At 60.4% G+C, this 24183-nt stretch carries 21 protein-coding genes; 11 read left to right on the top strand and 10 right to left on the bottom strand.

Going from position 1 to position 24183, the window contains the following annotated elements:
- Positions 1 to 9: 9 nt before the first annotated feature.
- Both DQ405_RS03950 and DQ405_RS03945 read right to left on the bottom strand, forming a co-directional pair.
- A complete protein-coding gene (locus tag DQ405_RS03950) occupies positions 10 to 354 on the bottom strand; it encodes a YajD family HNH nuclease (protein ID WP_168423043.1) in 345 nt (114 codons plus the stop codon).
- A 40-nt stretch (positions 355 to 394) separates the two neighbouring features.
- Positions 395 to 1099, bottom strand: coding sequence for a YebC/PmpR family DNA-binding transcriptional regulator (locus DQ405_RS03945; protein WP_168423042.1), 705 nt, complete (start codon positions 1097 to 1099; stop codon positions 395 to 397).
- A 223-nt stretch (positions 1100 to 1322) separates the two neighbouring features.
- On the opposite strand from DQ405_RS03945, the gene DQ405_RS03940 reads away from it, so the two are divergent.
- On the top strand, positions 1323 to 2219 hold the full coding sequence (locus DQ405_RS03940; protein ID WP_168423041.1) for an EamA family transporter: 897 nt from the start codon (positions 1323 to 1325) through the stop codon (positions 2217 to 2219).
- Positions 2220 to 2271: 52 nt separating this feature from the next.
- Here the strand turns inward: DQ405_RS03940 and DQ405_RS28065 are convergent, their stop codons facing one another.
- Together DQ405_RS28065 and DQ405_RS03935 are read right to left on the bottom strand one after the other, a co-directional pair.
- Entirely contained in the window at positions 2272 to 2403 is a 132-nt protein-coding gene (locus DQ405_RS28065) for a hypothetical protein (protein ID WP_274597406.1), read from the bottom strand.
- Between the two features lie 260 nt (positions 2404 to 2663).
- Entirely contained in the window at positions 2664 to 2852 is a 189-nt protein-coding gene (locus DQ405_RS03935) for a hypothetical protein (protein ID WP_168423040.1), read from the bottom strand.
- Between the two features lie 122 nt (positions 2853 to 2974).
- On the opposite strand from DQ405_RS03935, the gene dgt reads away from it, so the two are divergent.
- Positions 2975 to 4471, top strand: a complete 1497-nt coding sequence (dgt, locus tag DQ405_RS03930) for a dGTPase (RefSeq protein WP_168423039.1) — start codon at positions 2975 to 2977, stop codon at positions 4469 to 4471.
- Positions 4472 to 4615: 144 nt separating this feature from the next.
- Here the strand turns inward: dgt and DQ405_RS03925 are convergent, their stop codons facing one another.
- Complete coding sequence (locus tag DQ405_RS03925) at positions 4616 to 5260, bottom strand: TetR/AcrR family transcriptional regulator (protein ID WP_168423038.1); 645 nt, start codon at positions 5258 to 5260, stop codon at positions 4616 to 4618.
- A gap of 95 nt (positions 5261 to 5355) precedes the next feature.
- On the opposite strand from DQ405_RS03925, the gene DQ405_RS03920 reads away from it, so the two are divergent.
- Positions 5356 to 6453 carry an efflux RND transporter periplasmic adaptor subunit gene (locus tag DQ405_RS03920; protein ID WP_168423037.1) on the top strand — a complete coding sequence of 366 codons (1098 nt, stop codon included), beginning with the start codon at positions 5356 to 5358 and terminating at the stop codon, positions 6451 to 6453.
- A 5-nt stretch (positions 6454 to 6458) separates the two neighbouring features.
- Entirely contained in the window at positions 6459 to 9533 is a 3075-nt protein-coding gene (locus DQ405_RS03915) for an efflux RND transporter permease subunit (RefSeq protein WP_168423036.1), read from the top strand.
- Positions 9534 to 9553: 20 nt separating this feature from the next.
- On the opposite strand, the gene DQ405_RS03910 is transcribed toward DQ405_RS03915, so the two are convergent.
- A complete protein-coding gene (locus DQ405_RS03910) occupies positions 9554 to 10114 on the bottom strand; it encodes a TetR/AcrR family transcriptional regulator (protein WP_168423035.1) in 561 nt (186 codons plus the stop codon).
- 151 nt (positions 10115 to 10265) lie between these two features.
- Here DQ405_RS03910 and DQ405_RS03905 point away from each other — a divergent pair, with 151 nt between their 5' ends.
- The 5 genes from DQ405_RS03905 to DQ405_RS03885 all read left to right on the top strand — a co-directional run bounded on the left by DQ405_RS03905 (position 10266) and on the right by DQ405_RS03885 (position 16742).
- Positions 10266 to 10865, top strand: a complete 600-nt coding sequence (locus tag DQ405_RS03905) for a glutathione S-transferase family protein (protein WP_168423034.1) — start codon at positions 10266 to 10268, stop codon at positions 10863 to 10865.
- A gap of 11 nt (positions 10866 to 10876) precedes the next feature.
- Positions 10877 to 11806, top strand: coding sequence for a pyridoxamine 5'-phosphate oxidase family protein (locus tag DQ405_RS03900; protein ID WP_168423033.1), 930 nt, complete (start codon positions 10877 to 10879; stop codon positions 11804 to 11806).
- A gap of 27 nt (positions 11807 to 11833) precedes the next feature.
- The gene (locus tag DQ405_RS03895) at positions 11834 to 12559 is read left to right on the top strand and encodes a Zn-dependent hydrolase (RefSeq protein ID WP_446730859.1); all 726 of its coding nucleotides are present in this window, start codon (positions 11834 to 11836) and stop codon (positions 12557 to 12559) included.
- Between the two features lie 141 nt (positions 12560 to 12700).
- Positions 12701 to 15826 (top strand): transglycosylase domain-containing protein, encoded by a 3126-nt coding sequence (locus tag DQ405_RS03890; RefSeq protein WP_168423031.1) that lies wholly within the window; start codon positions 12701 to 12703, stop codon positions 15824 to 15826.
- Between the two features lie 136 nt (positions 15827 to 15962).
- Entirely contained in the window at positions 15963 to 16742 is a 780-nt protein-coding gene (locus DQ405_RS03885; RefSeq protein WP_342030396.1) for a PhzF family phenazine biosynthesis protein, read from the top strand.
- Between the two features lie 31 nt (positions 16743 to 16773).
- Here the strand turns inward: DQ405_RS03885 and mapR are convergent, their stop codons facing one another.
- Both mapR and ccoG read right to left on the bottom strand, forming a co-directional pair.
- Entirely contained in the window at positions 16774 to 18183 is a 1410-nt protein-coding gene (mapR, locus tag DQ405_RS03880) for a GntR family transcriptional regulator MpaR (RefSeq protein ID WP_168423199.1), read from the bottom strand.
- Between the two features lie 48 nt (positions 18184 to 18231).
- A complete protein-coding gene (gene ccoG, locus DQ405_RS03875) occupies positions 18232 to 19641 on the bottom strand; it encodes a cytochrome c oxidase accessory protein CcoG (protein WP_168423029.1) in 1410 nt (469 codons plus the stop codon).
- A 407-nt stretch (positions 19642 to 20048) separates the two neighbouring features.
- On the opposite strand from ccoG, the gene DQ405_RS03870 reads away from it, so the two are divergent.
- Positions 20049 to 20414: a CidA/LrgA family protein gene (locus tag DQ405_RS03870; RefSeq protein ID WP_168423028.1), complete on the top strand. Its 366-nt coding sequence runs from the start codon at positions 20049 to 20051 to the stop codon at positions 20412 to 20414.
- On the top strand, positions 20411 to 21121 hold the full coding sequence (locus tag DQ405_RS03865; RefSeq protein WP_168423027.1) for an LrgB family protein: 711 nt from the start codon (positions 20411 to 20413) through the stop codon (positions 21119 to 21121). The genes DQ405_RS03870 and DQ405_RS03865 overlap by 4 nt, the downstream gene beginning before the upstream one ends.
- A gap of 105 nt (positions 21122 to 21226) precedes the next feature.
- On the opposite strand, the gene DQ405_RS03860 is transcribed toward DQ405_RS03865, so the two are convergent.
- Both DQ405_RS03860 and DQ405_RS03855 read right to left on the bottom strand, forming a co-directional pair.
- A complete protein-coding gene (locus DQ405_RS03860; RefSeq protein ID WP_168423026.1) occupies positions 21227 to 21745 on the bottom strand; it encodes a hypothetical protein in 519 nt (172 codons plus the stop codon).
- Positions 21726 to 24050, bottom strand: coding sequence for an N-acetylmuramidase family protein (locus DQ405_RS03855; RefSeq protein ID WP_206678896.1), 2325 nt, complete (start codon positions 24048 to 24050; stop codon positions 21726 to 21728). The genes DQ405_RS03860 and DQ405_RS03855 overlap by 20 nt, the downstream gene beginning before the upstream one ends.
- Positions 24051 to 24183 lie beyond the last annotated feature (133 nt).

Below are 24183 nucleotides of genomic sequence, written 5' to 3'. Positions count from 1 at the left end.
GGGCTGGGATCAGTCCGGCTTGCTCTTGAGTAGATCGCCCAGCCCGGCGAACGCCTTGAACGTCTCCTTCGGGCCAAGATCGCCGCCCGGTTTGGCTTCGGCGTGATATTGGTTGTCCGTGTAGCGTGAATGCTCGTTGTCATGGCAATACAGACAGAGCAGTTCCCAATTGGAGCCGTCCTCGGGATTGTTGTCGTGGTTGTGATCCTTGTGGTGGACCGTCAACTCGCTCAGCCGCTTGCCAGAGAACTCCCGGGCGCAGCGTCCGCAGACCCAGGGGTACATTTTCAGTGCCTTCTCACGGTAACCCTGTTCGCGCTGGGCATAGGGTATGTTCGGCTTGTTGGTGCTCATTGCCTTGCCTCTTTCTGATTCAGGTCCGAACTGATCGCTGTCAGCCCGCCAGACCGACGTAGACATTTTGCACATCGTCGTGGGCATCGATGGCGTTGAGGAAGGCTTCGACTTCCTCGAGCTGCGCGTCGGTCAGGCTCGTGACCGGGTTCTTCGGTCGATAGCCGAGCTGTGCCGACTGCACGGTGAAGCCCTGTTCCGGCAGCGCACGGCAAACCATGTCCAGGTCGGTCACGTCACTGATGAACAGCGTTGCGCCATCTTCGGCTGCCTCGAAATCTTGCGCACCGGCTTCAATAGCAGCCAGTTCGGGGTCGGCATCGGTGGTGGTCGGTGCCGCTTCGATCATGCCGCAATGATCGAAGTCCCACGCCACCGAGCCGGACGCGCCGAGCTGACCCTTGCGGAACAGCACGCGGATTTCGGCAACGGTGCGGTTGACGTTGTCGGTCAGGCACTCGACGATCAGCGGCACCTGATGAGGAGCGAACCCTTCATAGGTGGTGCGCTCGTAGTGGACGCTTTCGCCGAGCAGACCCGCGCCTTTCTTGATGGCGCGTTCCAGGGTTTCGCGCGGCATCGAAGCCTTCTTGGCTTGCTCCACCACCAGACGCAGGCGAGGGTTCATGTCCGGGTCGGCGCCGCTGCGGGCCGCGATCATGATTTCCTTCGACAGCTTGCCGAAAGTACGTCCCTTGGCATTGGCTGCCGCTTCCTTATGTTTCGCTTTCCACTGTGCGCCCATGGTTACTCTCGTGATTATGTGGAACGGGTGGTGTTTATCGATTGACGTCGATTCTAGCCCTTGCAGCTGATACAGGCACGGCCTGAGCCATATAGTCCGACAGAGAAGTGCGACGATGCTGCGGGGCACCGCCGACTGTATCGTCGTTTTGCCTGTTCGCTGTATGAGTGCGTCGACGCCGTGCGCAGGCTTTAATGAAGTCTTTGCTTGTGGAGAAACTGCCATGGCGCCCAAGAACCTGCTGCTGGCGCTGGTCGTGATCATCGTCTGGGGCATGAACTTCGTTGTGATCAAGATCGGCCTGGATGACATCCCGCCGATGCTGCTCGGCGGGCTTCGATTCACGCTCGCGGCTTTTCCCGCCATCCTCTTCATCAAGAGACCGCAGATCCCGCTACGCTGGCTGCTGGCTTACGGCGCGACCATTTCGCTGGGCCAGTTCGCTTTTCTGTTCTCCGCCATGAAAGTTGGCATGCCGGCGGGGCTGGCCTCGCTGGTGCTGCAGTCGCAGGCGTTCTTCACCTTGTTCTTCGCTGCTTTGTTTCTCGGTGAGCGATTACGTGCGACCAATCTGATCGGATTGCTGATCGCCGCCGGAGGGCTGCTGCTGATCGGCATGCAAGGTGACCGTAGCATGACGCTGGCCGGCTTCTTACTGACCATCTGCGCGGCGTCGATGTGGGCGTTGGGCAACATCGTCACGCGTAAGGTGGGTAAGGTGAATCTGGTTGGATTGGTGGTCTGGGGCAGCCTGATTCCGCCGATTCCGTTCTTTGCCTTGTCCTGGTTGATGGAAGGGCCAGAGGTGATAGAGAGTGCGCTGCGCGGGATAGGACTGAGCTCGACTCTGGTGCTGGTCTATCTGGCGTTCGGCGCCACCATCCTTGGCTACAGTCTATGGAGTCGCCTGTTGTCGCGGTATCCGGCCAATACTGTGGCACCGTTCTCCCTGCTGGTGCCAGTAGTGGGGCTGACTTCGGCCGCGTTGCTGCTGGGCGAGCATCTGGGCATGCTGCAGGCCGTCGGTGCGCTGTTGGTAATGCTGGGGTTGATGATCAACGTCGGCGGGGGCTGGGTGGTGGGCCGTCTGCGCTCGGCATTCGGAGGTTCGCCGGCCTGATAACAACGCGCCCCGCACCGGGAGCCGGGCGGGGCGCTGCAACTGGAGCATGTCAGCGGGCGGCGTGGCTGCCCAGTAGCGGTGTCGCTCCGTTGGCTTTCTCTCGTTTGGCCGCGCGCTTTTCCTGCGCGGTCTTTAGCGGTTTCTTTTTCGCATTCTTCTTTGTATCCATACCTTTGCTCATGATGTCGCCTCGCGGATTGATGGCTGGGTTGTGCATCCCTGCGTCGGTCTGCTCTGTGCCAGTGCACCTCGGAGTGAGCCTAGGAGATTTGAGATAGGACGTCGTTGAGATTACGCCTGATTCTCGGGGCTGGATAGCACCGCTTTACGCCGCGGCCACGCCCTTTGGAGCGGGCGCCGTTAGTCCCTGAACCGGCTGATCAGCATCTGAAATTCATTATCCAGGCGAGGCAGGATGCCTGCTTCGAAAAACGGTGAGGCTCAAACATTTTGGAGGCGGGCCAGTTCGCGGCGAACCATCGCGGCGTATTCCGGTGGGCTGAGCTGATACAGCTCCGTGGCGACCCAGGCCAGCCAGCGCGGACCTAGTGCCGATTGCTGTTCGAGCAGCCGTCGCGCTTCGGCCGTCGCACGTTCGGCATGTTGCTGGTGATATTCGGACCGGTTCATGTGGCTTCGCTCCTGGCTGGTCGGCGAAGTCTAATCGACCAAGCCCGGCGTAACGTACGCGGTCTTGGTAAAGCCGGCGGGCCGCGCTAGGCTCGCGATTCTTTCACCAGCGAGCGCAACTCATGCCCCGGCCTGTCAATTTCAAGGACAAGATCTCCCGTCAGCGACCCTATGGGCGCATGGAGCCTGGGCTGAAGGCGTCTGAGGGTGATCTGTCGCTGGTCATTGATCAATTCGAAAGCGACCGTGGGCGCATCATCAACTCCGCTGCAGTGCGTCGGCTGCAGCAGAAGACTCAGGTGTTTCCGCTGGAGCGCAATGCGGCGGTACGCAGCCGTTTGACTCACTCGCTGGAAGTGCAGCAGACCGGTCGTTTCATCGTTCGCACGCTATACAAACAGCTCGGCAGCAGGGCTGGGGAGTATGGTCTTGATGGGCTCGAGGGCGCGATGGAGAGCCTGGTAGAGATGACTTGCTTGATGCATGACATCGGCAATCCACCCTTCGGCCATTTTGGCGAGTTCGCCATCGGTGAATGGTTCGGCGGCAAACTGGAGGGCTTGTTCGAGGTTGCCGTACCGGCAGGGCAGGGCGATGCAGCGCTACGCAAACGCATGCTGGCCGATCTTAAGCAATTTGAAGGCAACGCCCAGGCTATTCGCCTGGTGGTCAGCCTGTTGCGGCTGAACCTGACTTATACCCAGACGGCTGGCCTGCTCAAGTACGTTCGTGCGGCCTATGCGCCGAAGCCGGAAAAAGGCACGGCTGGCGCCTACCTGCACAAGAAACCCGGTTTCTATCTATCCGAGGAGTCTTTCGTCGCGGACCTGCGAACGGCATTGGATCTGCAGCCCGGTACTCGCCATCCGGTTGCTTACATCATGGAAGCGGCCGACGACATCGCCTACTGCCTGGCGGATATCGAGGACTCGGTGGAGAAGGGTATCTTCACTATCGAACAACTGTCGCAACTGTTGAAGGCCAAGTTCGCCGAGCACGGTTCGCCAGACGAGCCGATCGCGGCAACCGGCCGCAGCTTTCGCAGCATGGTTGACTATGCCGAATCGCGCGCGCAGAAGGAGTCGATCAACAAGGTTGGCGAGTTCTTCATTTGGTTGCGGGTGAATCTCGTCCACCCGCTGGTGCAGCACGCGGCGCAGCAGTTCATCGAAAACATCGAGGCGGTGTATCACGGCACCCTGGACCGGGCATTGCTCGAAGATGCCAGCCTACCCAACGCCATCGTGCAGACGTTCAAGGATGTGGCGATGGACCGAGTCTTCTGCCATCGCGAAGTGGAAACGTTGCAGCTGCAGGGATACCGAATCCTGCAGGGATTGCTGGATACCTACGCACCGCTGCTGCGCGTGGCTCCGGCAACGTTCCAGGCCTTGACCGAAGCGTGTTGTCGTAGCGAGCCACACCTGCAGATGCTTGCCCGGCGGCTGCCTAGCCAGCTGATCAAGGCGTACCACGAGGCGATGAACGGGCACGCTGAGGGCACGCCCGACTGGCCGCTGTGGGAGTTCTATTACCGTTGTCGAATGCTGCAGGACTTCGTCAGCGGTATGACCGATCAGCTGGCCCAGGACGAGTTCCGCACCTTGTCGGCGCTGTAGTCGAATTTCCGGGCGCTTTTCTACAGCGCGCTGTTTCGCTTCTGCAGGGCAGGTGCCGTCGAGGTCTGCCTGCGCGCAATTGGCTCTTTGATGTCGCATGCGGTGCGATCGCTGATCGAGTCGAACTCGTCCTGGCTCAGTCCGTCACGGTTTCGAGGTGCCGTAGGCGCGCATGAAGAGTGCGATGCAGTCCTGCACGTGTCTGGCCGATTCTTCGGGATCGGGTAGCTCCGCGTAGCCGATGAGCAGGCGGAAGTGCGCGGCGCCCTTGATCAACGAGCAGAAGTGCTCGGCCGCGCGCATGGGCTCATCCGCGCTCAGCATGCCGTGCTGATTCGCCTGGACGATCAGTTGCTCGAGATCCAGCAGCAGGCGCTGCGGACCGGCATCGAAAAACATGCGTGAAAGCGCCGGGTTCTGCGTCGCCATGGCCACCATGACGCGGTGTAGACCGATGGACTCCGGACTGTTGACCAGCGCCTGGAACGCATGGCCGATGCCCAGCAGCACCTCCGAGATCGAGCAGCCATCTTCGAGCACGAACAGCTTACGCGGCAGTCGTGTTTCGCAGGTGGTCTTCACCGCCTCGCCGAACAGCGCCTCCTTGTCCTTGAAGTGGCTATACAGCGTGAGCTTCGAGACACCAGCTTCGGCCGCGATGGCATCCATGCTGCTGCCTTCGTAACCATTGTTGAGAAACAACACCTGAGCGGCCATCAGGATGGCCTCGCGCTTGGCGGGATCCTTCGGACGGCCTGGGCCAGAGGGTGCGGGTGGGTTCTTTGCCATGTGCGTTTTAATACTAGACTGGTGAGTTCGGTATTTTTACTATACCGCGCAGTATAAGTATTAGAACCCATCCTGCGACAGAGAGAGATTCGAACGTGTTCCGACATGCCCTGCCTTTCTTCGGTGCCATTGGTCTCGCCCTGCTTGCTGGCTGCGGCAATGGCGAGCCCGCGCAGGTCTCGGATAGGCCCGTGATGGTCGTTCAGCCGCAGCCGGCAAGCGAGGCGTTCGAGAGCTATCCGGGAGAAGTGCATGCGCGTTACGAACCCGAGCTGGCGTTCCGAATCGGCGGGAAGGTAGCCGAGCGCATGGTCGAAGCCGGTGAGCGAGTACGCAAGGATCAACCGTTGGCCAAGCTCGACCCTCAGGACGTGCGGCTACAGCTCGAGGGTATCCGTGCTCAGGTGACGGCTGCCGAAGCCAACCTGCGGGTCGCCCGGGCTGAGCATGAGCGTTACAAGACGCTGATGGATCGACAACTGGTCAGCCGTTCGCAGTTCGATTCCTCTGAAAACGCCTTTCGCTCGGCCCAGGCGCGTCTGAAGCAAGCGCGCGCCGAGTTCGATGTGGCGAACAACCAGGTCGACTACGCCATTCTGCGCGCCACTCACGAAGGGGTGATCGCCCAGCGCCGTGTCGAGGTGGGGCAGGTAGTTGCCGCCGGCCAGACCGCGTTCGTGTTGGCCGCCGATGGTGAACGCGAGGTGGCGATCAACTTGCCGGAACAGGCGCTGGACCGCTATTCGGTCGGCCAAAAGGTCTCGGTGGAAATCTGGTCCCATCCGGGCAAGCAGTACCCCGGTCACATTCGCGAGCTGTCGCCGGCTGCCGATCCGCAGTCACGCACCTATTCGGCACGTGTCGCATTTGCCGATACCGATGTGCCTGCCGAGCTGGGTCAGAGCGCCCTGGTGTCGATCCGCAGCAACGGCGAGGTGCCCCTGGCCGTGCCGCTTTCCGCTGTCACCGCTGAGCAGGGCAATGCCTACGTCTGGCGTGTGAAGGCTGATTCCACATTGGAGCGCGTTACCGTGCAAACCGGTGCCTTTGGCGAAACACTGGTGCCCATCCTCAAAGGCTTGCAAGCCGATGATTGGGTCGTTCTGGCCGGTGTGCAGATGCTCCACGAAAACCAGCCAGTGAGGGCGGTCGATCGCGACAACCGTTCGGTTGTGCTGGCAGCTCAGGAGTAATCGGGATGCGCTTCAATCTCTCCGCCTGGGCGCTGGGCAACCGGCAGATCGTTCTTTATCTGATGCTGCTGATGGCAGTGGTGGGTGCGCTTTCGTACAGCAAGCTTGGTCAGAGTGAGGACCCACCGTTTACCTTCAAGGCCATGGTCATTCAGACCCAGTGGCCCGGCGCGACCGCCGAGGAAGTCTCCCGGCAGGTCACCGAACGCATCGAAAAGAAGCTGATGGAAACCGGCGAATACGAGCGCATCGTCTCCTTCTCGCGGCCGGGCGAATCGAACGTGACCTTCATGGCGCGCGATTCGATGCGCTCCGAGCAGATACCCGATCTTTGGTATCAGATTCGCAAGAAGATCGGCGATATTCGCCACACGCTTCCCGCAGGCGTCCAGGGACCGTTCTTCAATGACGAATTCGGTACCACCTTCGGCAACATCTACGCCCTGACCGGGCAGGGCTTCGATTACGCGGTGCTCAAGGATTACGCCGACCGCATCCAGTTGCAGCTGCAGCGGGTCAAGAACGTTGGCAAGGTCGAGCTGATCGGCCTACAGGACGAAAAGATCTGGATCGAGCTATCCAACGTCAAACTGGCGAATCTGGGCGTGCCGCTTGAGGCGGTCAAGCAGGCTCTCGAAGCGCAGAACACGGTGATGTCCGCCGGCTTCGTCGAAACCGCCAGCGATCGCGTGCAACTGCGTGTCACCGGCAGCTTCGAGACGGTCAAGGAGATCCGCGACTTCCCCATCCGAGTTGCCGGCAGCACCTTCCGTATTGGCGACGTCGCGGACGTCTATCATGGCTTCAACGATCCGCCGGCGCCGCGCATGCGCTTCATGGGTGAGCCGGCGATTGGTCTGGCGGTGTCGATGAAGGCCGGCGGTGACATCCTCATGCTGGGGGATGCGCTGCAAGGCGAGTTCGCCCGGCTGCAGCAGGAACTGCCGGCTGGCATGGAGTTGCGTAAGGTCTCCGATCAGCCTGCGGCAGTGAAAACCAGTGTCGGTGAATTCGTGCGGGTGCTGATTGAGGCGCTGGCAATCGTTCTGCTGGTGAGCTTTTTCTCGCTCGGTGTGCGCACTGGACTGGTGGTCGCCTTGTCGATTCCGTTGGTCCTGGCGATGACTTTCGCGACCATGCACTACCTCGACATCGGCCTGCACAAGATATCGCTGGGCGCGCTGGTGCTGGCGCTCGGGCTGATGGTGGATGATGCCATCATCGCGGTGGAGATGATGGCGATCAAGATGGAGCAGGGCTTCGATCGGCTCAAGGCCGCCAGCTACGCCTGGACCAGTACGGCCTTTCCGATGCTCACCGGTACGCTCATCACCGCCGCCGGTTTTTTGCCGATCGCCACTGCGCAGTCGAGCACCGGCGAGTACACCCGTTCGATCTTTCAGGTGGTGACCATCGCGCTGGTGGCCTCCTGGATCGCGGCGGTCGTGTTCGTTCCTCTTCTGGGCGAGAAATTGCTGCCGGATCTGGCCAAGCGTCACGCGCTGAAGCACGGCGGTAGCGACCAAGGTCACGACCCTTATTCGACCCCGTTCTACCAGCGCGTGCGCCGCGTGATTCGCTGGTGTGTGCTCCGGCGCAAGACGGTGATCGTGTTGACGCTGCTGCTCTTCGTCGGCGCGATCGGGCTGTTCCGTATCGTCCCGCAGCAGTTCTTTCCGGCCTCAGGTCGCCTGGAGCTGATGGTCGACCTGAAGCTGGCCGAAGGCGTATCACTCAAGGCCACTGAAGCCGAGGTGCACCGCCTCGAGAAAATGCTCGAGAAGCGCGCCGGCATCGACAATTACGTCGCCTATGTCGGCAGCGGTTCGCCGCGTTTCTATCTACCGCTGGATCAGCAGCTGCCTGCCACCAGCTTCGCCCAGATCGTGGTGCTGGCTAAGAGTATCGAAGAGCGCGAAGCCCTGCGCAGCTGGCTGATCGAACGGCTGAGAGATGACTTTCCTACATTGCGTGGGCGCGTCAGCCGGCTGGAAAATGGTCCGCCGGTGGGCTATCCGGTGCAGTTCCGCGTGACCGGCGAGCACATCGATGTGGTACGCAATCTGGCACGTCAGGTGGCGGCCAAAGTGCGCGAGAACCCTTATGTGGTCAACGTCCATCTCGACTGGCAGGAACCGAGCAAGGTCGTCTGGCTGAACGTCGATCAGGACCGCGCACGCGCCCTCGGGGTGAGCACGGTCGAACTGTCCCAATTCCTCAAGCGCACCTTTACCGGCACCACCGCCGGCCAATTCCGTGAGGATAACGAGCTGATCGAGATCCTGCTGCGCGGCACGGCCCGCGAGCGGGAGATGCTGTCGATGCTGCCGAGCCTGGCAATTCCCACCGCCAGCGGCCGCAGCGTGCCGTTGTCGCAGGTCGCAACCCTGGAGTACGGCTTCGAGGAGGGCGTGATCTGGCATCGCAATCGTCTGCCAACCGTGACGGTGCGTGCTGACATCTATGGCGAGCAGCAGCCGGCTTCGCTGGTGCAGCAGATCGAGCCGACGCTGAGCGAAATTCGTGATGCGCTGCCCAGCGGTTATCTGCTGGAAGTCGGCGGCACCGTGGAAGACTCCAGCCGGGGGCAGGCCTCGGTGAATGCCGGCATGCCGCTGTTCGTAATCGTCGTGGTCAGCCTGCTAATGCTGCAACTCAAGAGCTTCTCGCGCTCGGCCATGGTGTTTCTCACCGCGCCGTTGGGACTGATTGGCGTTGCGCTGTTCCTGCTGCTGTTCGGCAAGCCGTTCGGTTTCGTCGCGATGCTCGGCACCATTGCGCTATCAGGAATGATCATGCGCAACTCGGTGATTCTGGTGGATCAGATCGAGCAGGACATCGGCGCCGGGCAGGATCGTTTCAACGCCATCATCGACGCCACGGTACGTCGCTTCCGGCCAATCGTGCTGACCGCCCTGGCTTCGGTGCTGGCGATGATTCCACTGTCGCGTAGCGTGTTCTTCGGACCGATGGCGGTGGCGATCATGGGCGGCCTGATCGTCGCGACCGCATTGACGCTGTTGTTCCTGCCGGCGCTTTATGCAGCCTGGTTCCGCGTGAAGGAAGAGCGCGCGGCTTAACGACACATCGCCGGCATCTCTCAGATGCCGGCGGCTTGCAGTAATTTGTCCGCGGCCGCCTTGGCCAGCTGCGCCTGATCGGCAGGCCCCTCGATGTGCGCCATGCTCAGCGCACCCTCGATCAGAAATTGCAATTGCCGTGCAAGTTGCGCTGGCTGCGGTGCGCCGAGCGCTTCGAGCAGTTCGCGCAGGTGGGTCTGAAACTGCGCCTTGTAAGTAGCCGACCGCTGATGAATCGGGTGATCACGGTCGTGATATTCCGCGGCGGCATTGATGAACAGACAGCCACAGAACGCACCGGGACTGTGAATCATATTGTTCAATCCGTCGAAAACGCCGAGCAGCGCCTTGCGTGGTGGCAGCTTGTCGCGCGCCTCACGTAGGCGCTCGAGCATCGGCTGCTGTCGAGCGTCCAGTACCGCCAGGATCAGCTCTTCCTTGGATCGGAAGTGTTTGTATAGCGTCATCTTGGCCACGCCGGATTCGCTGAGAATCCGATCGATGCCCGTGGCGTGATAGCCCTCTGTGTAGAACAGCCGCTCGGCAGTGCTGAGCAGCAGATCGCGCTTGTTCGTTGCCATGTAGGTCTCCTCAGACGGCCATTATGCGGGAGCGGCTCTGTTCCCACCAATCGCCATCTAGGCAAAAAATTGTGCTTGAAGTGTACAGACAGGTCTGTCTATTATCTAGTCGTACCTCACCCAACTCCTATCCTTTAAAAGGAGCGACACGATGAAACTTTATGATCTGACCCTGTCCGGTAACTGCTACAAGGCGCGCCTGTTTCTCAGCCTGATCGGCCAAGCGGCTGAGGTGGTTCCGGTGAACCTACTGAAGGGTGAGCACAAGCAACCGCCGTTTCTAGCGATCAATCCGCGCGGGCAGGTGCCGGTGCTTGAGGATGGGGATGTGCGGGTGATCGACTCGCAGGCCATTCTTGTCTATCTGGCGCGGCGTTATGCCGATGAGGCCTGGTTTGCGTTGGATGCGCAGACGCAGGCGCGCATCATTGGTTGGCTAAGTTTCGCCGCCAATGAGATGCAACATGGCCCGTCCATGGCTCGAGTGGGGCGCTTGTTCGGTCGGCCGATCGACGAAGCGTTGACATCGGACCGTGCGCTGGCCGCCATGCAGTTGCTCGAGCAGCAGCTCATCGAACACACCTGGCTGGCTGAAACCAAGACGCCAACCATCGCCGACATCGCCGTATATCCCTACGCGGCATTGGCGCCGGAAGGTGGTATCGATCTGGCGCCTTACCCGGCAGTACGGGCGTGGTGTTCACGCATTCGCGAGCTGCCGGGTTACATCGGCATGCCGGGCCTGGAATAGGAGCGGCCGTCATGAGCAGTCCCTTCCATGCCGGTGAGCAATGGGTGCAGAGCCGTGCCGGCGTGCGTGAAAAAGCCGAGCAGATCGGCAGCCGGGTGATCCGCTCGTTCATGCCCGATCAACATCGTGAATTCTTCGCTCAGTTGCCTGCGCTGCTGGTCGCGGCGGTGGACAGGGAAGGGCAGCCTCATGCATCGGTGCTCTGGGGGACGACCGGGTTCGCTTGGTCGCCACACCCTGAGCTGCTTTGCGTCGGTCCCAACGCGCAGGCTGACGATCCGATTGCGCCATTGTTACGTCCGAGCGCCATGGTCGGTTTGCTGGGGTTGGAGTGGCCGACCCGCCGGCGCAACCGGATGAACGGGCGAATCGTCGAAAGCGATGGCCAGGGCTTCAGTGTTGCGGTGGTGCAGTCATTCGGCAATTGCCCGAAGTACATCCAGGCGCGAGATTGGCAGCCAGCCTCCCGTCAGCCAGGGCCCATGCTAGAAGGCGATGGGCTGGACGATGAATTGCGGTCGCTGCTGCAGATTGCCGACACGCTGTTCATCGCCAGTCACAGCCTGGATCCGCAGGGCGGGGGCGTCGATATATCCCACCGTGGCGGCCCGGAGGGTTTCGTCGAAATCGGCTGGGACGGCCGCCTCTGGTTGCCGGATTACAGTGGCAACCGGTTATTCAACACCCTTGGCAATCTGGTTCGTGAGCCGCGTTGCGGGCTGCTGTTCGTAGATTTCGCCAGCGGCGATCTGCTCCAGATGCAGGCGCTGGCGGAGCTGGTCTGGCCCGAGCAGTACGCCGCATTGGGAATTACCGCGCCGCCTGGCGCCGAGCGCATGCTCGCACTGACGCCGGGTCGTTGGGTTTTGCGGCGTTCACGTCTGCCCCTGGCATTCGCAGCGCCGGACAAATCGCCGTTTCTTCCCGGAGTAGGAGCGTGAGCCATGCGCCGCTTGAGGATGATTGGAATGTCTCTGGTGCTGTTAGCCGCGGGTGTGGATGCAGCGGAACTGCGGTTCAGCCTGGTCCGTACCGGGCAAACCCTGTCCAGTGGTGAGTTTGCCTGGCGTGATGGCGGCTGGGTCCAACCGCCACCGATCAATCACATCGCTGTGCTGATCGAGCATCGGGGCAGCCGGCTACTGTTCGGTACCGGCCTGGGGCGGCAGATCGATGCGCAGCTGGACAGCGAAATTCCATGGCGCGAAAAGCGCTACGGCACCGTGCAGCCGGTTCGTGACCAACTTGATCGCGACGGCCTTGTGATCGACCGGGTCGTATTGGGGTGTGCCCGCTGGGAGTATGCCTCCGGGTTGGCCGATTTTTCCGAGGTGCCGGTTCTGGCCAGTCCCGAGGGCATCGACTACGCGCACAACGCGACGCCTCCTGCGGTCCTTCCGGCGCAATTCGCCCATGGCGTCAGATGGCAGCCGCTGCGCTTCGAACGACGCTCGTTCTACGGGTTCCGGGAAAGCCTAGACCTGGTCGGCGACGAACGGCTAGTACTGGTAAAACTGCCCGGGCACGGTGCTCTGGGCCTGTTTCTAACCCTGGATGACGGTCGACGTTTCTTTTTCCGGGGGGACGCGGCAGCCGTTGAAAGTGACCCGAAGCCGCTGCCTGCCGAGGTCAAGCAGATGCAAGGCATCCAGGCGCAGGCGCAACTCGGTTTCTATCCGCGCTGGATCGAGTGAATCGGGCAGTTGCTGGCACCGATCGTTTCGCTTCCAACCCGCCAGTTTGAGCGCTTCCGTTCGTCTGCTTGCCCACGCTGAACGAAGCGCCTCCAGCTAAGCTTAAGCCTGTGATTTTCTTACAAAGCCAGGCCGGAAAAGATGGGCGCAGTATGGCGGACCGATACATCCCGGGCGGGTGGCAGCAAGCGCATGCCGTCCACCAGCAAGCCGGGTAGGACACCCTCGCACGGCAGCCGTCTGGCGCGCCGCATGAGTGTGTTGCTGGGCGTCTCATTGCTGGCCGGCGGAGGCTATGCCGCCTGGCATGAGATGCACACTTCGAAGCTGCAGGCCCTTTGGCTGAGCCGCTACGCGCAGGATCTCGACTATCAGATCGAATCAGGTGCCAGTAACAGTATTAAGTTTCCCGAGGCCGGGCCCTTTGACCGGCGCCTTGGCTACGCGGCCCTGCCGACATTTCTCGAGCGGCTGACCGAGCGTGGGTTCGATATTCAGCAGCAGGTGCGCTTTTCGCCGGCCCTGCAGCGGTACGTCAGCCATGGCTTTTTCGTACCTTATCCGGAGAAATCCCAGGCCGGGCTGACCATCGATGATTGTCGCGGTGAGCCCCTGTACGCCAACAGCTACCCGCACCAATACTACGAAACCTTCGACGATGTGCCGCCCGTCATTGCGATGAGCCTGTTGTTCATCGAGGACCGCGGTCTGCTAAACACGGAGCGCCCCCGCGCCAACCCGGCCGTGGATTGGCCTCGTTTCACCATGGCAGCGGTGAGTCAGGTGGAAAAGAAGCTGGGCCTGCCGGTCCAGGCCGCCGGCGGCAGCACGCTCGCCACCCAGGTGGAGAAGTATCGCCATTCGCCTGAAGGACGAACCGGAAGCGCAGAAGAAAAGATTCGGCAGATGATTTCCGCGAGCGTGCGTACCTACCGCGAAGGTCAGCAGACATTGTCCACGCGCAAACGCATCGTCCGCGACTATCTCAACAGCGTGCCGCTCTCGGCCGCTTATGGTCATGGCGAGGTGCATGGCATCGCCGATGGACTGCGTCTCTGGTTCGGCGCCGACTTCGCTGAGGTCAACCGCCTGCTCGATTCACGTCGGAACGCCGGCACCAGCTTTGAAGCGCAAGGTCTGGCGCTGCGTCAGGTGCTTTCGCTGCTGATTGCCCAACGTCGACCGTCCTATTACCTGGGAGCGGGGCGCGAGGATATGGCGCAACTGACCGACAGCCATATCCGCCTACTGGCCAATGGGGGCGTGATTGGCACCCGGTTGCGCAATGCTGCGCTGCAACAGAAAGTCGTGTTCCGCGACCTGCGTGTCGAATCGGGCGTTCGCGAAGTACCGTCGAGCAAAGGCATCACAGCCGCTCGCATGCGCCTGAGCAGCCTGCTTGGCGTGTCGCTGTACCAGCTGGATCGCCTCGATCTGGCCGCGACGACGCCGTTACACGGTGAATTGCAGACGCAGGTCAGTGAGTACCTGCATCGCCTGGCGAATCCTGAGTTTGCCGGTGAAGTCGGCTTGTTCGGCGAGCGCATGCTGTCTCCGGAGCGCACCGCGGACGTCCGTTACAGCTTCACGTTGTTCGAGCGTGGCGAGCAGGGATTCCGCGTGCGCGTGCAGACGGACAATACCAATCAGCCGTTCGACATTAATGAAGGCAGTAAGCTGGAGCTGGGCTCCACGGCCAAGCTGCGTGTGTTGACCACCTATCTCGAAGTTATCGCCGAGCTACATGACCGTTATGCACAGCGCGACGTCAGTGAATTGCGCAAGGCTGAGGCAGTCGATCCCCTGACGCGCTGGGCATTGGGTTATCTGATCCAGAACGAGGACCGCAACCTACCGGCAATGCTCGATGCGGCGCTGGAGCGGCGCTACTCGGCCAGCCCGAACGAGCGTTTCTTTACCGGTGCCGGTATGCATCGTTTCGGTAACTTCAGCCGTGAGGACGACGGCCGGCTGCCGACCATGCGCGAAGCCTTGCAGGAGTCGATCAATCTGCCTTTCGTGCGGCTGATGCGCGATCTGGTGAGTTACAGCACCTACCAGACATCCAACGGTGCCGAGTTGTTGAAGAGTGACGACAATCCGGAGCGGCGTGAGTACCTGAGGCGTTTCGCCGACCGAGAAGGCTCCGTTTTCATCCAGCGATTCTGGAAAAAGTACCGTGGCAAGACCGCCGAACAACGCATCGAAGTGCTGCTGGATGGTATGCGGCCGACGCCGCCACGGCTGGCCGCCGTGCATCGTTATCTGATGCCGGACGCCGATCGGGCGACCTTTGATCGTTTTCTCAAGGTGAACCTGCCCGAGATCCAGCTCAGCGACAAGGCGCTTGATTCGCTGTACAGCCGCTACGCGCCGGGTTCCTACAGCCTGCCGGACCAGGGCTATATCGCCCGCGTTCATCCGCTCGACCTCTGGCTACTGGGTTACCTGACCAAGCATCCCGAGGCTGGTATCTCCGAGGTGATCGCCGCCAGCACCGCCGAGCGTCAGGAAGTCTATGGCTGGCTGTTCCGCAGCCGGCACAAGAGCGCTCGCGACAGCCGTATCCGCATTATGTTGGAGGTGGAAGCGTTCACCGACATCCATCGTCGCTGGCAACGCCTGGGTTATCCCTTCGATCATCTGGTGCCGTCGCTGGCGACCGCACTCGGCAGCTCAGGTGACCGTCCGGCTGCGCTGGCTGAGTTGATGGGCATCATCGTCAACGACGGCATTCGATTACCCAGCGTACGCATTGATAGCCTGCATTTCGCCAGCGAAACACCTTACGAAACCCGATTGGGCATTAGGCCGGACGCGGGCGTCCGAGTGCTGCACAGCGAAGTGGCTGCGACCCTGCGCCAAGCGCTGGCCAAGGTGGTTGAAGACGGCACGGCGCGGCGTCTGCGCGGGAGTTTCCTGCAGGCTGACGGTGAGCCGCTACAGGTTGGCGGCAAGACCGGAACCGGCGATAACCGCATTCAGACCATAGGTGCTGGTGGGCGGCTGATCAGTTCGCTGGCGCTCAACCGCACCGCCACCTTCGTCTTCTACCTTGGCCCGAACCACTTCGGCACGCTGACCGCCTATGTTCCGGGGCGCGGCGCAGATAGCTTCCGCTTCACTTCAGCGCTGCCGGTGCAGGTCCTCAAGGGCATGGCGCCCATCCTTCAGAACTATTTGCAGGTCGGCGCGCAGACGCAGTGCCAGCCGCTGGCGGGGCCGATTCAGCCCACGCTCACCGCCGGCACGGCTTCGAGGTCCTGAATCCGTCAGCGGCGTGTACGTCGCTGGCGGTTATCTCATTCCAGACATTGCCGGGCGCCAGTTGCTCAGCGAGACTGCTCGTTCAGAGCGCCTGTGGCGGGCGCCGTGCGAAGGAATGGCGAGCATGAAATTACCGATCCACCAGATCGACGCGTTCACTCACGAGCGATTCAAGGGTAACTCCGCCGCTGTGGTGCCGCTGGAGCGTTGGCTGAGCGACGCGCAGATGCAGGCGATCGCCATGGAGAACAACCTGTCGGAGACCGCCTTCCTCCTCCGTGAGCCGGACGGAGCCTTTCATGTCCGCTGGTTTTCGCCACTGACGGAGATCGATTTTTGTGGCCACGCTACGCTTGCCAGTGCCTTCGTTCTGCTCGATCAGGGAATGGCGAGCTCGCCGCTGACCTTCCGGGCTGCGGCGGTGGGCGATATCAGCGTCGCGCAGCTGGACGATGGTCGGCTGGAGATGAACTTCCCCAATCGTGAACCCGAACGCGTAGAGAACCCACCAGCGGCGTTGCTCGAAGGGTTGAGCGTTGTGCCTCGGGCGGTCTTGAGAAACGGCCAGGCTTGGTTCGCTGTGTACGAAGATGAGGATCAAGTACGTCGATCGATGCCCGACCTCGCGGCCCTCAAGTCGCTGGCGCCTCTAGATGTCGTCATCACCGCGCCGGGCCGCGAGCAGGACTTCGTCTCGCGGTACTTCTGGCCGGCCAACGGCGGCGATGAGGACCCTGTCACCGGATCGATCCATGCCGGCCTCGCGCCTTACTGGGCCAAACGCCTGGGCAAGTCGTCGCTGGTCGCGTTGCAGGCCTCGCGTCGCAGCGGCCTGCTGTACTGCCGGGTGGAAGGCGAGCGGATCTTCGTTGCGGGGCATGCGGTGCGGTACCTGCAAGGCACGATCGAAATCTAGCGCCGCTCCGGTGCTAAGTGTTGCGGTCGTTTCAGTACGATTTGATCATCCATCCAAGCAATTCCATGGCCTTCTCGCTGCGCTCATCCCAGGGATGGCCGTGGTTCAGCCGCGCACAGTTTCGGAAGCGCTGGGTTGCCGAGAAGATCGGGCCGGGTGCGAGGCTGATCCCTTGGGCAAGGGCGAGCTGGAGCAGTTGTAGCGAGTCCACCTGCTCGGGGAACTCGAACCAGAGGAAATAGCCACCGCTGGGGCGTGTCACGCGCGTGCTGGCGGGGAAATGACGCGCGGCGGACGAGAGCATCGCGCTTTGCTGCATTTCCAGCGCGTGACGCAGCTTGCGCAGGTGACGATCGTAGCCACCATGCTGCAGGTAATCGGCGATGGCCGCCTGGGCCGGCACTGAAGGTGAAATCGTGGTCATCAGCTTGAGTCGGCTGATCTTCTCGGCGTAGCGCCCGCCCGCGACCCAGCCGACCCGGTAGCCTGGGGCGAGGCTTTTCGAGAATGACCCGCAATGCATCACCAGGCCGTCGCGGTCATGGCTTTTGACCGGCTTGGGTGGTTCTCGCGTGAAGTAGAGCTCGGCGTAGACGTCATCCTCGATCAACGGTATCTGGTGCTGTCGCAGCAGATCGTAGAGCTGCTGCTTCTTCACCTCGCCCATGCTTGCACCGAGTGGATTCTGCAGGCTGCTCATGAACCAGCAGGCTTTGATCGGCAGACTGGCGAGGCTCTCTGCGAGTGTTTCCAGATCGATGCCGTCGCGCGGGTGTACCGGGATTTCCACCGCCTTGAGCTTCAGGCGTTCCAGTACCTGTAGCGTGGCATAGAAGGCTGGCGCCTCGATGGCGACCAGATCACCTGGCTCGGTCACCACCTGCAGACAGAGATTAAGCGCCTCCATGGCCCCGGTTGTGATCACTAATTCTTCCATCGGCAGCATCACGCCGCTGACCATATAGCGCAATGCGAGCTGACGGCGCAGGTCTGGATTGCCGGCGGTCATCTCGGCGATCACTTGACGAGCCGGCATGTCGCGCACGCTCTGCGCCATGGAGCGCGCGAGGCGCTGAAGCGGGAACAGCTCCGGACTGGGAAAGGCCGAGCCGAAGGGCACGGTGTCCGGATCGCGTAGTGAGGCGAGCACCGAGAACACCAGCTCGCTGACGCCGACCTCGGTGGTTTCAGCGCTGCGCCGAGCGATCTCGGGCTCTGGAAGTAGGCGTTGGGCGTGTTTGCGGACGAAATAGCCCGAACGAGGTCGGGCCTGAATCAGGCCATGGTCTTCGAGCAGATAGTAAGCCTGGAAGACCGTGGACGGGCTGACACCATAGGTGCGGCTGGCATGCCGCACCGAAGGGATCTTTTCGCCCGGTGCGAGGACTCCGGTGCGAATCAGCTCGGCGATTTCTTCAGCGAATTTCTCGTAACGCTTCATTTTGTCCAGGCTCATTCGCGTTCCACCAAAGACGGCTCGCCGCCCATCCTACCGAACCCTGGGGGAGATGAAGGTGCTCGGCGCGCTCACGTGCCTTACCGGGTCGCTCGAGTCGCTGACCGCGAAGCGCAGCTCGCGGGTGGAGGCGCCATTGTTTTCGACCAGCGCTACGCTGACCGGCAGGTCGACGATCTCGCCGGGTGCCAGGCTGATCTCACCCGGACCATGCAGTTCGAACGGCCCCTCGCCAAGGGTAATCATGTAGTCGCGGCGCTGCTGAGTCTTGTTGATGATCTTGAGGCTGTACATGTTTTCGATCTGGCCCTGCATGTTTTCGCGGTACAGCGTGCGGTCTCTGGTCACGTCCAGCGACAGCATCGGCCGGGCGTCCAGCGCCCAGGCGAAGGCGCCCACCATCATCAGCAGCGCCGCGGCGTAGCCGATCAGGCGCGGACGCAGCAGCCGGGTCTTGCCCCCTTCCAGGGCGCGCTCGGAGGTATAGCGCACCAATCCGCGGGCGTAGCCCATCTTGTCCATCACGCTGTTGCAGATGTCGATGCAGGCACCACAGCTGATGCAATCGAGCTGCAGGCCGTCGCGGATGTCGATGCCGGTGGGGCAGACCTGCACACATAGTGTGCAGTCGATGCAATCGCCGAGGCCTTGCGACCGCGGATCGTTGTCCTTGCGACGCGCACCACGGCTTTCGCCACGGGTGGCATCGTAGGAGACGACCAGGGTGTCGGCGTCGAACATCACGCTCTGAAAGCGCGAGTATGGGCACATGTGCAGGCACACCTGCTCGCGCAACCAGCCGGCGTTGATATAGGTGGCGGCAGTGAAAAAGAACAACCAGAAGCCGGTGGTCGAGCCCAGTTTCAGCGTGAGCAGGTCGCCTATCAGTTCCCTTACCGGGGTGAAGTAGCCGACGAAGGCGATCGCCGTTGCGAGGCTCACCAGCAGCCACAACGTATGTTTGGCGCTGCGACGCAGCAGTTTGCTCAATGACCAGGGCGCGGCGTCCAGCTTGATACGCTGACCGCGATCGCCTTCAGTGGTTTTTTCCGCCCACATGAAGAGCCAGGTCCAGATGCTCTGCGGGCAGGCGTAGCCGCACCAGACGCGACCGGCCAGGACGGTGATGAAGAACAGGCCGAAGGCGGCGATGATCAGCAGCGCTGACAGCAGGATGAAGTCCTGCGGCCAGAAAGTGCTGCCGAAGATATGAAACTGCTGTTTGCCCAGGTCCCAGAGCACAGCCTGGCGACCCTCCCAATTCAACCACTGGGTGCCGAAGTAGAGCAGGAGCAGTAGCCCGGCACCGATCAGTCGCAGATTGCGGAACAGCCCGGCGAAACTGCGGGTGTGGATTGGGCCTCCGGCCTGTGCAGGTGTCAGGCGTATTGGTTTGCTTGAATCAACGGTCTGGAGGATCGTTGCAGGAATTCGCTCGGTCATTTCACGCCCCATCAGGCTTATCAGGCGGGGCAGATCATCGGATCGGTGTCCTATGCGTAACAGACCCAGGTAGGGCGTAAAAAAACGGATCAGATCTATCGTCGGCGCGTTTCCGGGGCCCGATTGGTGGGAAGCCGTGCGTTGTGCCGTGCTACGCGGGGACTTGGCGTAACCTCGCTGCGGTGCATCGCTTCGGCGTGCTCCAGGCCTGCGACGTCGGGTCACAGCCGGTTAGATCCCTGATGCGCTTTTTTCAAGCGCATCTGCACCTGTTGTCTTGCCGTTGCGCCACGCCATAGTCCTGGCTTTTACTGTGCGGCCCCGCGCGGCCATGGGACCGATGCCGTCGAGGCAGGCATGGCCAGTGCGCGGCCCCATCCGTTCCGCCCGTCGAAAAAGGAAACCCGATGATTCTCAAAGGCCTGACCTGGCTGGTCGTGCTGCAGTTGCTTGGCAGCGTCATCCATCTTTCGCTGTTGCCCGCTTTGCCGGGGCCGATCATCGGCATGGTGTTGCTTTTCGGCGTGCTGCTGCTACGTCGAGGCATCCCTGAACCCCTGGAAAAGACCGCGGCGCTGCTGCTGCAGTATTTGCCGCTGCTGCTGATCGTGCCGGCTGCCGGGATCATGACCAGCAGCGATGCCCTGCTGGCAGACCTGCCGGCCATTGCGGCCGGGCTGGTCCTGTCGCTGATGGTAACCGTGCCCTTTTGCGGGTGGCTGATGCAGCGGCTCATCCGACGCATGGACCGGCGACAGGACGATCAGGCATGAGTGGACACGACTGGCACAGCGTGTGGTCCATGACGCTGGATCACCCGCTCTTTTCCGTTGCACTGACGCTGATCGCCTTCCAGCTGGCCCTTGCGCTCTACCGGCGTAGCGGCTGGCTGGTGCTGCAACCCGTGATGGTGGGCATGCTGTTGGTCGTCGGCACGCTTTACCTGTGTGGTATCGATTATCCGAGCTACCAGGCCGATGCCTCGATGATCGCGGTACTGGTCGGCCCCGCAACTGTGGCGCTAGCGGTCCCGCTGTATCGCCATATCCGACGTATCCAGCAACTGTTCTGGCCGATCCTCATCACCTTGGTTAGCGGTGGTGTGCTGGGCGTCGTGCTGACGCTCGCGATTGCCCGCGTGTTGGGGGCGGACCTGCCGGTGCTGATGAGCCTTTCACCCAAAGCGGCCACCATGCCTATTGCCATGCTGGTGGCCGAGCAGCTTGGGGGCCTCGCATCGTTGGCGGCGGTTTTCGTGATGCTTACCGGGGTGATCGGGACGGCGCTAGGGCCGCTGTTGCTGGGCTGGGCCGGGGTCGATCACCCTGCCGCACGCGGGCTGAGTTACGGCATCAATGCCCACGCCATTGGCACGGCGCGAGCACTGGAGGAGGGCGACGAGTGCGGTGCCTTCGCGGCGTTGGGTATGAGCCTGCTGGGGATTCTTATTGCTTTGTTTCTACCGCTAAGTTTCGGTTGATTCTGCGTTTGTGCATTCAGTGACTTTCGCCGATCGCTGCTTGCGGCAACTGCAGACGCTGGTTGTTTTTTAGATGAATCGCTTTATAAAAACTGAAGTTAAGATTCAATTAGCACAGCCGAGCGCATTTTCTTTGTCGCACTTTAAAAGAGGTGGAAGTTTGTTTAAGTTATCGCTAGCATTAAATGAGCAAGATAGTTTGTATTCTTTCTCGTCGGTGGGTGATTTGTTTTCAATGATAATTCCTGCTTGCGATTTGGGATTTAATTCATTGTCAATGTCGCGGTAAATTGTGTACTGATAGGGCTCATTTGTGAAGCTGACGCGAAAGTAGTCGACGCCATATCGAGAGAAATTGTTGTAACTAAAATGATCCATGCTGTGTTCGGTGTTGCTAGGAAAAACCAATTCAAGTTGACCTGGTTTGCCATACCTATAAGATAGTTCGTTTGCTGAGCCGCATAGAGAAAGTGTTTTTCCATTTTTCATAAGGCAGGAAAAATATATTTCTTCATTCGCAAGGCAATGACCTATATGCTCATCGGCAAAACTTAAAGTTATACAGCTATTAAGGGTCAATATTGTCAAAACAATAAAAAGGTTTTCAATTGCTCTTAAACGCATTGTAATGGGCCTCCATTTTTTTGTCGTACCCCTGCTGAGCTGGCCCATTGTAGGCTTTGGCAAATGAAAGCCAATCTTTTTCTACGATTGCTTTTGCAAGCCTGTTGTCAGCTTTTATAAAGCTCACAAATGCTTTTAGATGATTTTTCTCGGATGTACTCAGTTCGCGGACAAATTCCTCGACGGATGTGTATCCAGCATTTTGATAGTATCTTCCCATTATTTGAAATTTCCCCCATGATGCGGATTTTAGCGCAGCGCTAGAGTTGAGTTCATATGCTTTGACGAGCTTCTTGTACTGCTCGCTGAAGCGCCCGTAGCCACCTCTGCTTGAATTTGATACGTCGGGATGAGCTGTGTCATGCACCCCGCCGGTAAGTGCATGGAAATAATGTCTTTCGAAAAGTATTGATGGAACGATATCATCACCTTCGTTAGTAAAATAACTTCCAATGTTCCCGGTTTCGGTAACTGCTACCGCCTTTATCGCTGCGACTTCGCAACCTAATTCGTTGGCAGCGAGCAAGTAGTCTTTGTCATCAATTATCGCGCCGTCGGCGAAATTCAAGAAACGCAATTCAAATTTTATGTTATCGATAAATATGGTGGGGTGATGTCTGTTGTCCGATAGTCTGCTTATTAAATTTATAGGCTGAAAATGCCACACAATCGCATCCGCCGTTATTCCACATTTCCCCCCCAACTCCTTCCACCACGACAACTTCTCGATCCGCTTCTTCTCTTCAAGCCAGTTTGGATTCGGGCTGGCGGGGCTGTGGTCCATCAGCTCGTCGAGTTCGTCCCACTTGTTCGGGTTCCACAGCCATTCGCTTTCGTGGCGGGTAATCAGTTGGGCGATGGACTGGGCCTGCCAAGGTTTGGCCATGGCTGCGCGGATTTCCTCTGAGGTGATTTTCTTGTCGCCGTTGCCGTCGAGGACGGCATGCAGGCGTTGCTTGATCGGGCCTTTGTCGGACAGGTCGATCACGCCTTGGTAGCTCGCGCGCTCATCGTCATTCAAGCGTCGAAGGGCTTCGAGGTGATAAGCCAGGGTGCCGGCGGAGGGCTCACCGTCCTCGATGCAGGTGTAGCCTTCCCATTCCCACGGGCTGTGGCGGGTAGTGATCATTTCTTGTTCGGCCAACCAGCCGCTGATTGGGTTGCCGTCCTGGTCCGGCAGCAGGTCATCGAGACGCCACCAGCGGACCTCTGGGCTGCATGATCTATCACCTGTGCGAGCTGGCGCTATGAGCTTGGCGTCCGCAGGCAGGCCGTCGAGCAAGCTCTGGGGGACGATCAGGTCGACTCCGATGACCATGCCTTCGTCGTTAATGCTGGGTGGATTGTTCGAATCAATGCTTGGTCGATGCGGGACAAGTTTGCTGGCACCCTTGTGGATTTTTAGCAGCGTCTTGTGTTCGTCCGGCAGACGAGCTGCATGAGCTCGGCTCGAAGCGATGAACGCCGGTACGTCCTCACAGCTGAATACTTCCAGATGCAGCAGCGGCTGGGGTGCGTTGTCGCTGTGATTCTGGTACTGGCCGAGGTGGCCGATGAGCTCGCCGGCCTTGATCCGTATCGGTGTGTCCAGCACCACTACTTCATCTTTGGCTCGGGGTTCGTGTTGTGCCTTGAGATATCTGATGGCGAGGTAGCCGGGCAGGGCTTTTGCGCCCTCGACAGGCGCCAGCTGCAGCGTCGCTGAGCCGTTCACGATGCTTAGCAGCTTGCGAAATTCGCCATCGCCTGCATCGATTCTTATCTCTGTCCCGTTAGGTAGCGCGGCCAGGATGGTTGATCGTGGGTGGGCCTCGGCGCGCACATTAAGGTCCGATCCCTGGGTTTCGACCCGGTACGTTCCGTCACCCCAGAAGGCTGGGCGTAGCAGGGATGCCTGGGCTTTGTAACCGGCCCAGTCCTGCAAGTGCATGTACAGACTGTAGAACGACAGCGTTGGGCCGGGCGACGTGTCTAGCGGAGGTAATGCCAATCGGTGCCTGACCAGGACGAACCCGGTGGAAAAAGGCGCGCGCTTGATTCGCGGGATATCGCCTATGTATTCGCTGGCCGGGTATTGCGAGTCGATACGATAAGCGATGACCTCGCCATCAGCGATGCAGCGCACGCTGGACTGATCGAAGGCAGCGCCGGTGCCTTGGTCAAAATGCACACCGCCATGCCACAGACCATTCTCACCCATCGGGTAATAGCCGCCCTCGGCTCTGGCCAGGTTCGTCAGGTTGGCGAGAGGACTGTCGGCTCCGCCGGCAAAGGGGTAGCTCCAGTCGTTAATGCTGTCGGTCATCGTAACTATCCTTGTACTGGTGGCCTGGACATCATTGTCCGCGCCTGATTCGCCTGCTGGCGAAGCTGAACATTCATTGGGCTGCGCAAACCTAGCGATAAAGCATCTGCCGGTGCAATTTAAGAGCGCGGTT

The organism is Pseudomonas sp. SST3, assembly GCF_003325755.1.
This window is presented reverse-complemented; position numbering and strand designations above follow the sequence as displayed.

Coding starts and splice junctions, on each gene's coding strand:
- DQ405_RS03945 (WP_168423042.1), bottom strand. CDS start 1,099: ATGGGCGCACAGTGGAAAGCGAAACATAAGGAAGCGGCAGCCAATGCC.
- DQ405_RS03895 (WP_446730859.1), top strand. CDS start 11,834: ATGTCTCTGGTGCTGTTAGCCGCGGGTGTGGATGCAGCGGAACTGCGG.
- ccoG (WP_168423029.1), bottom strand. CDS start 19,641: ATGACCGAGCGAATTCCTGCAACGATCCTCCAGACCGTTGATTCAAGC.
- DQ405_RS28065 (WP_274597406.1), bottom strand. CDS start 2,403: ATGAGCAAAGGTATGGATACAAAGAAGAATGCGAAAAAGAAACCGCTA.
- DQ405_RS03890 (WP_168423031.1), top strand. CDS start 12,701: ATGGGCGCAGTATGGCGGACCGATACATCCCGGGCGGGTGGCAGCAAG.
- DQ405_RS03865 (WP_168423027.1), top strand. CDS start 20,411: ATGAGTGGACACGACTGGCACAGCGTGTGGTCCATGACGCTGGATCAC.
- DQ405_RS03860 (WP_168423026.1), bottom strand. CDS start 21,745: ATGCGTTTAAGAGCAATTGAAAACCTTTTTATTGTTTTGACAATATTG.
- DQ405_RS03855 (WP_206678896.1), bottom strand. CDS start 24,050: ATGACCGACAGCATTAACGACTGGAGCTACCCCTTTGCCGGCGGAGCC.
- DQ405_RS03940 (WP_168423041.1), top strand. CDS start 1,323: ATGGCGCCCAAGAACCTGCTGCTGGCGCTGGTCGTGATCATCGTCTGG.
- DQ405_RS03910 (WP_168423035.1), bottom strand. CDS start 10,114: ATGGCAACGAACAAGCGCGATCTGCTGCTCAGCACTGCCGAGCGGCTG.
- DQ405_RS03925 (WP_168423038.1), bottom strand. CDS start 5,260: ATGGCAAAGAACCCACCCGCACCCTCTGGCCCAGGCCGTCCGAAGGAT.
- DQ405_RS03935 (WP_168423040.1), bottom strand. CDS start 2,852: ATGAACCGGTCCGAATATCACCAGCAACATGCCGAACGTGCGACGGCC.
- DQ405_RS03900 (WP_168423033.1), top strand. CDS start 10,877: ATGAGCAGTCCCTTCCATGCCGGTGAGCAATGGGTGCAGAGCCGTGCC.
- DQ405_RS03905 (WP_168423034.1), top strand. CDS start 10,266: ATGAAACTTTATGATCTGACCCTGTCCGGTAACTGCTACAAGGCGCGC.
- DQ405_RS03950 (WP_168423043.1), bottom strand. CDS start 354: ATGAGCACCAACAAGCCGAACATACCCTATGCCCAGCGCGAACAGGGT.
- DQ405_RS03915 (WP_168423036.1), top strand. CDS start 6,459: ATGCGCTTCAATCTCTCCGCCTGGGCGCTGGGCAACCGGCAGATCGTT.
- dgt (WP_168423039.1), top strand. CDS start 2,975: ATGCCCCGGCCTGTCAATTTCAAGGACAAGATCTCCCGTCAGCGACCC.
- mapR (WP_168423199.1), bottom strand. CDS start 18,183: ATGAAGCGTTACGAGAAATTCGCTGAAGAAATCGCCGAGCTGATTCGC.
- DQ405_RS03870 (WP_168423028.1), top strand. CDS start 20,049: ATGATTCTCAAAGGCCTGACCTGGCTGGTCGTGCTGCAGTTGCTTGGC.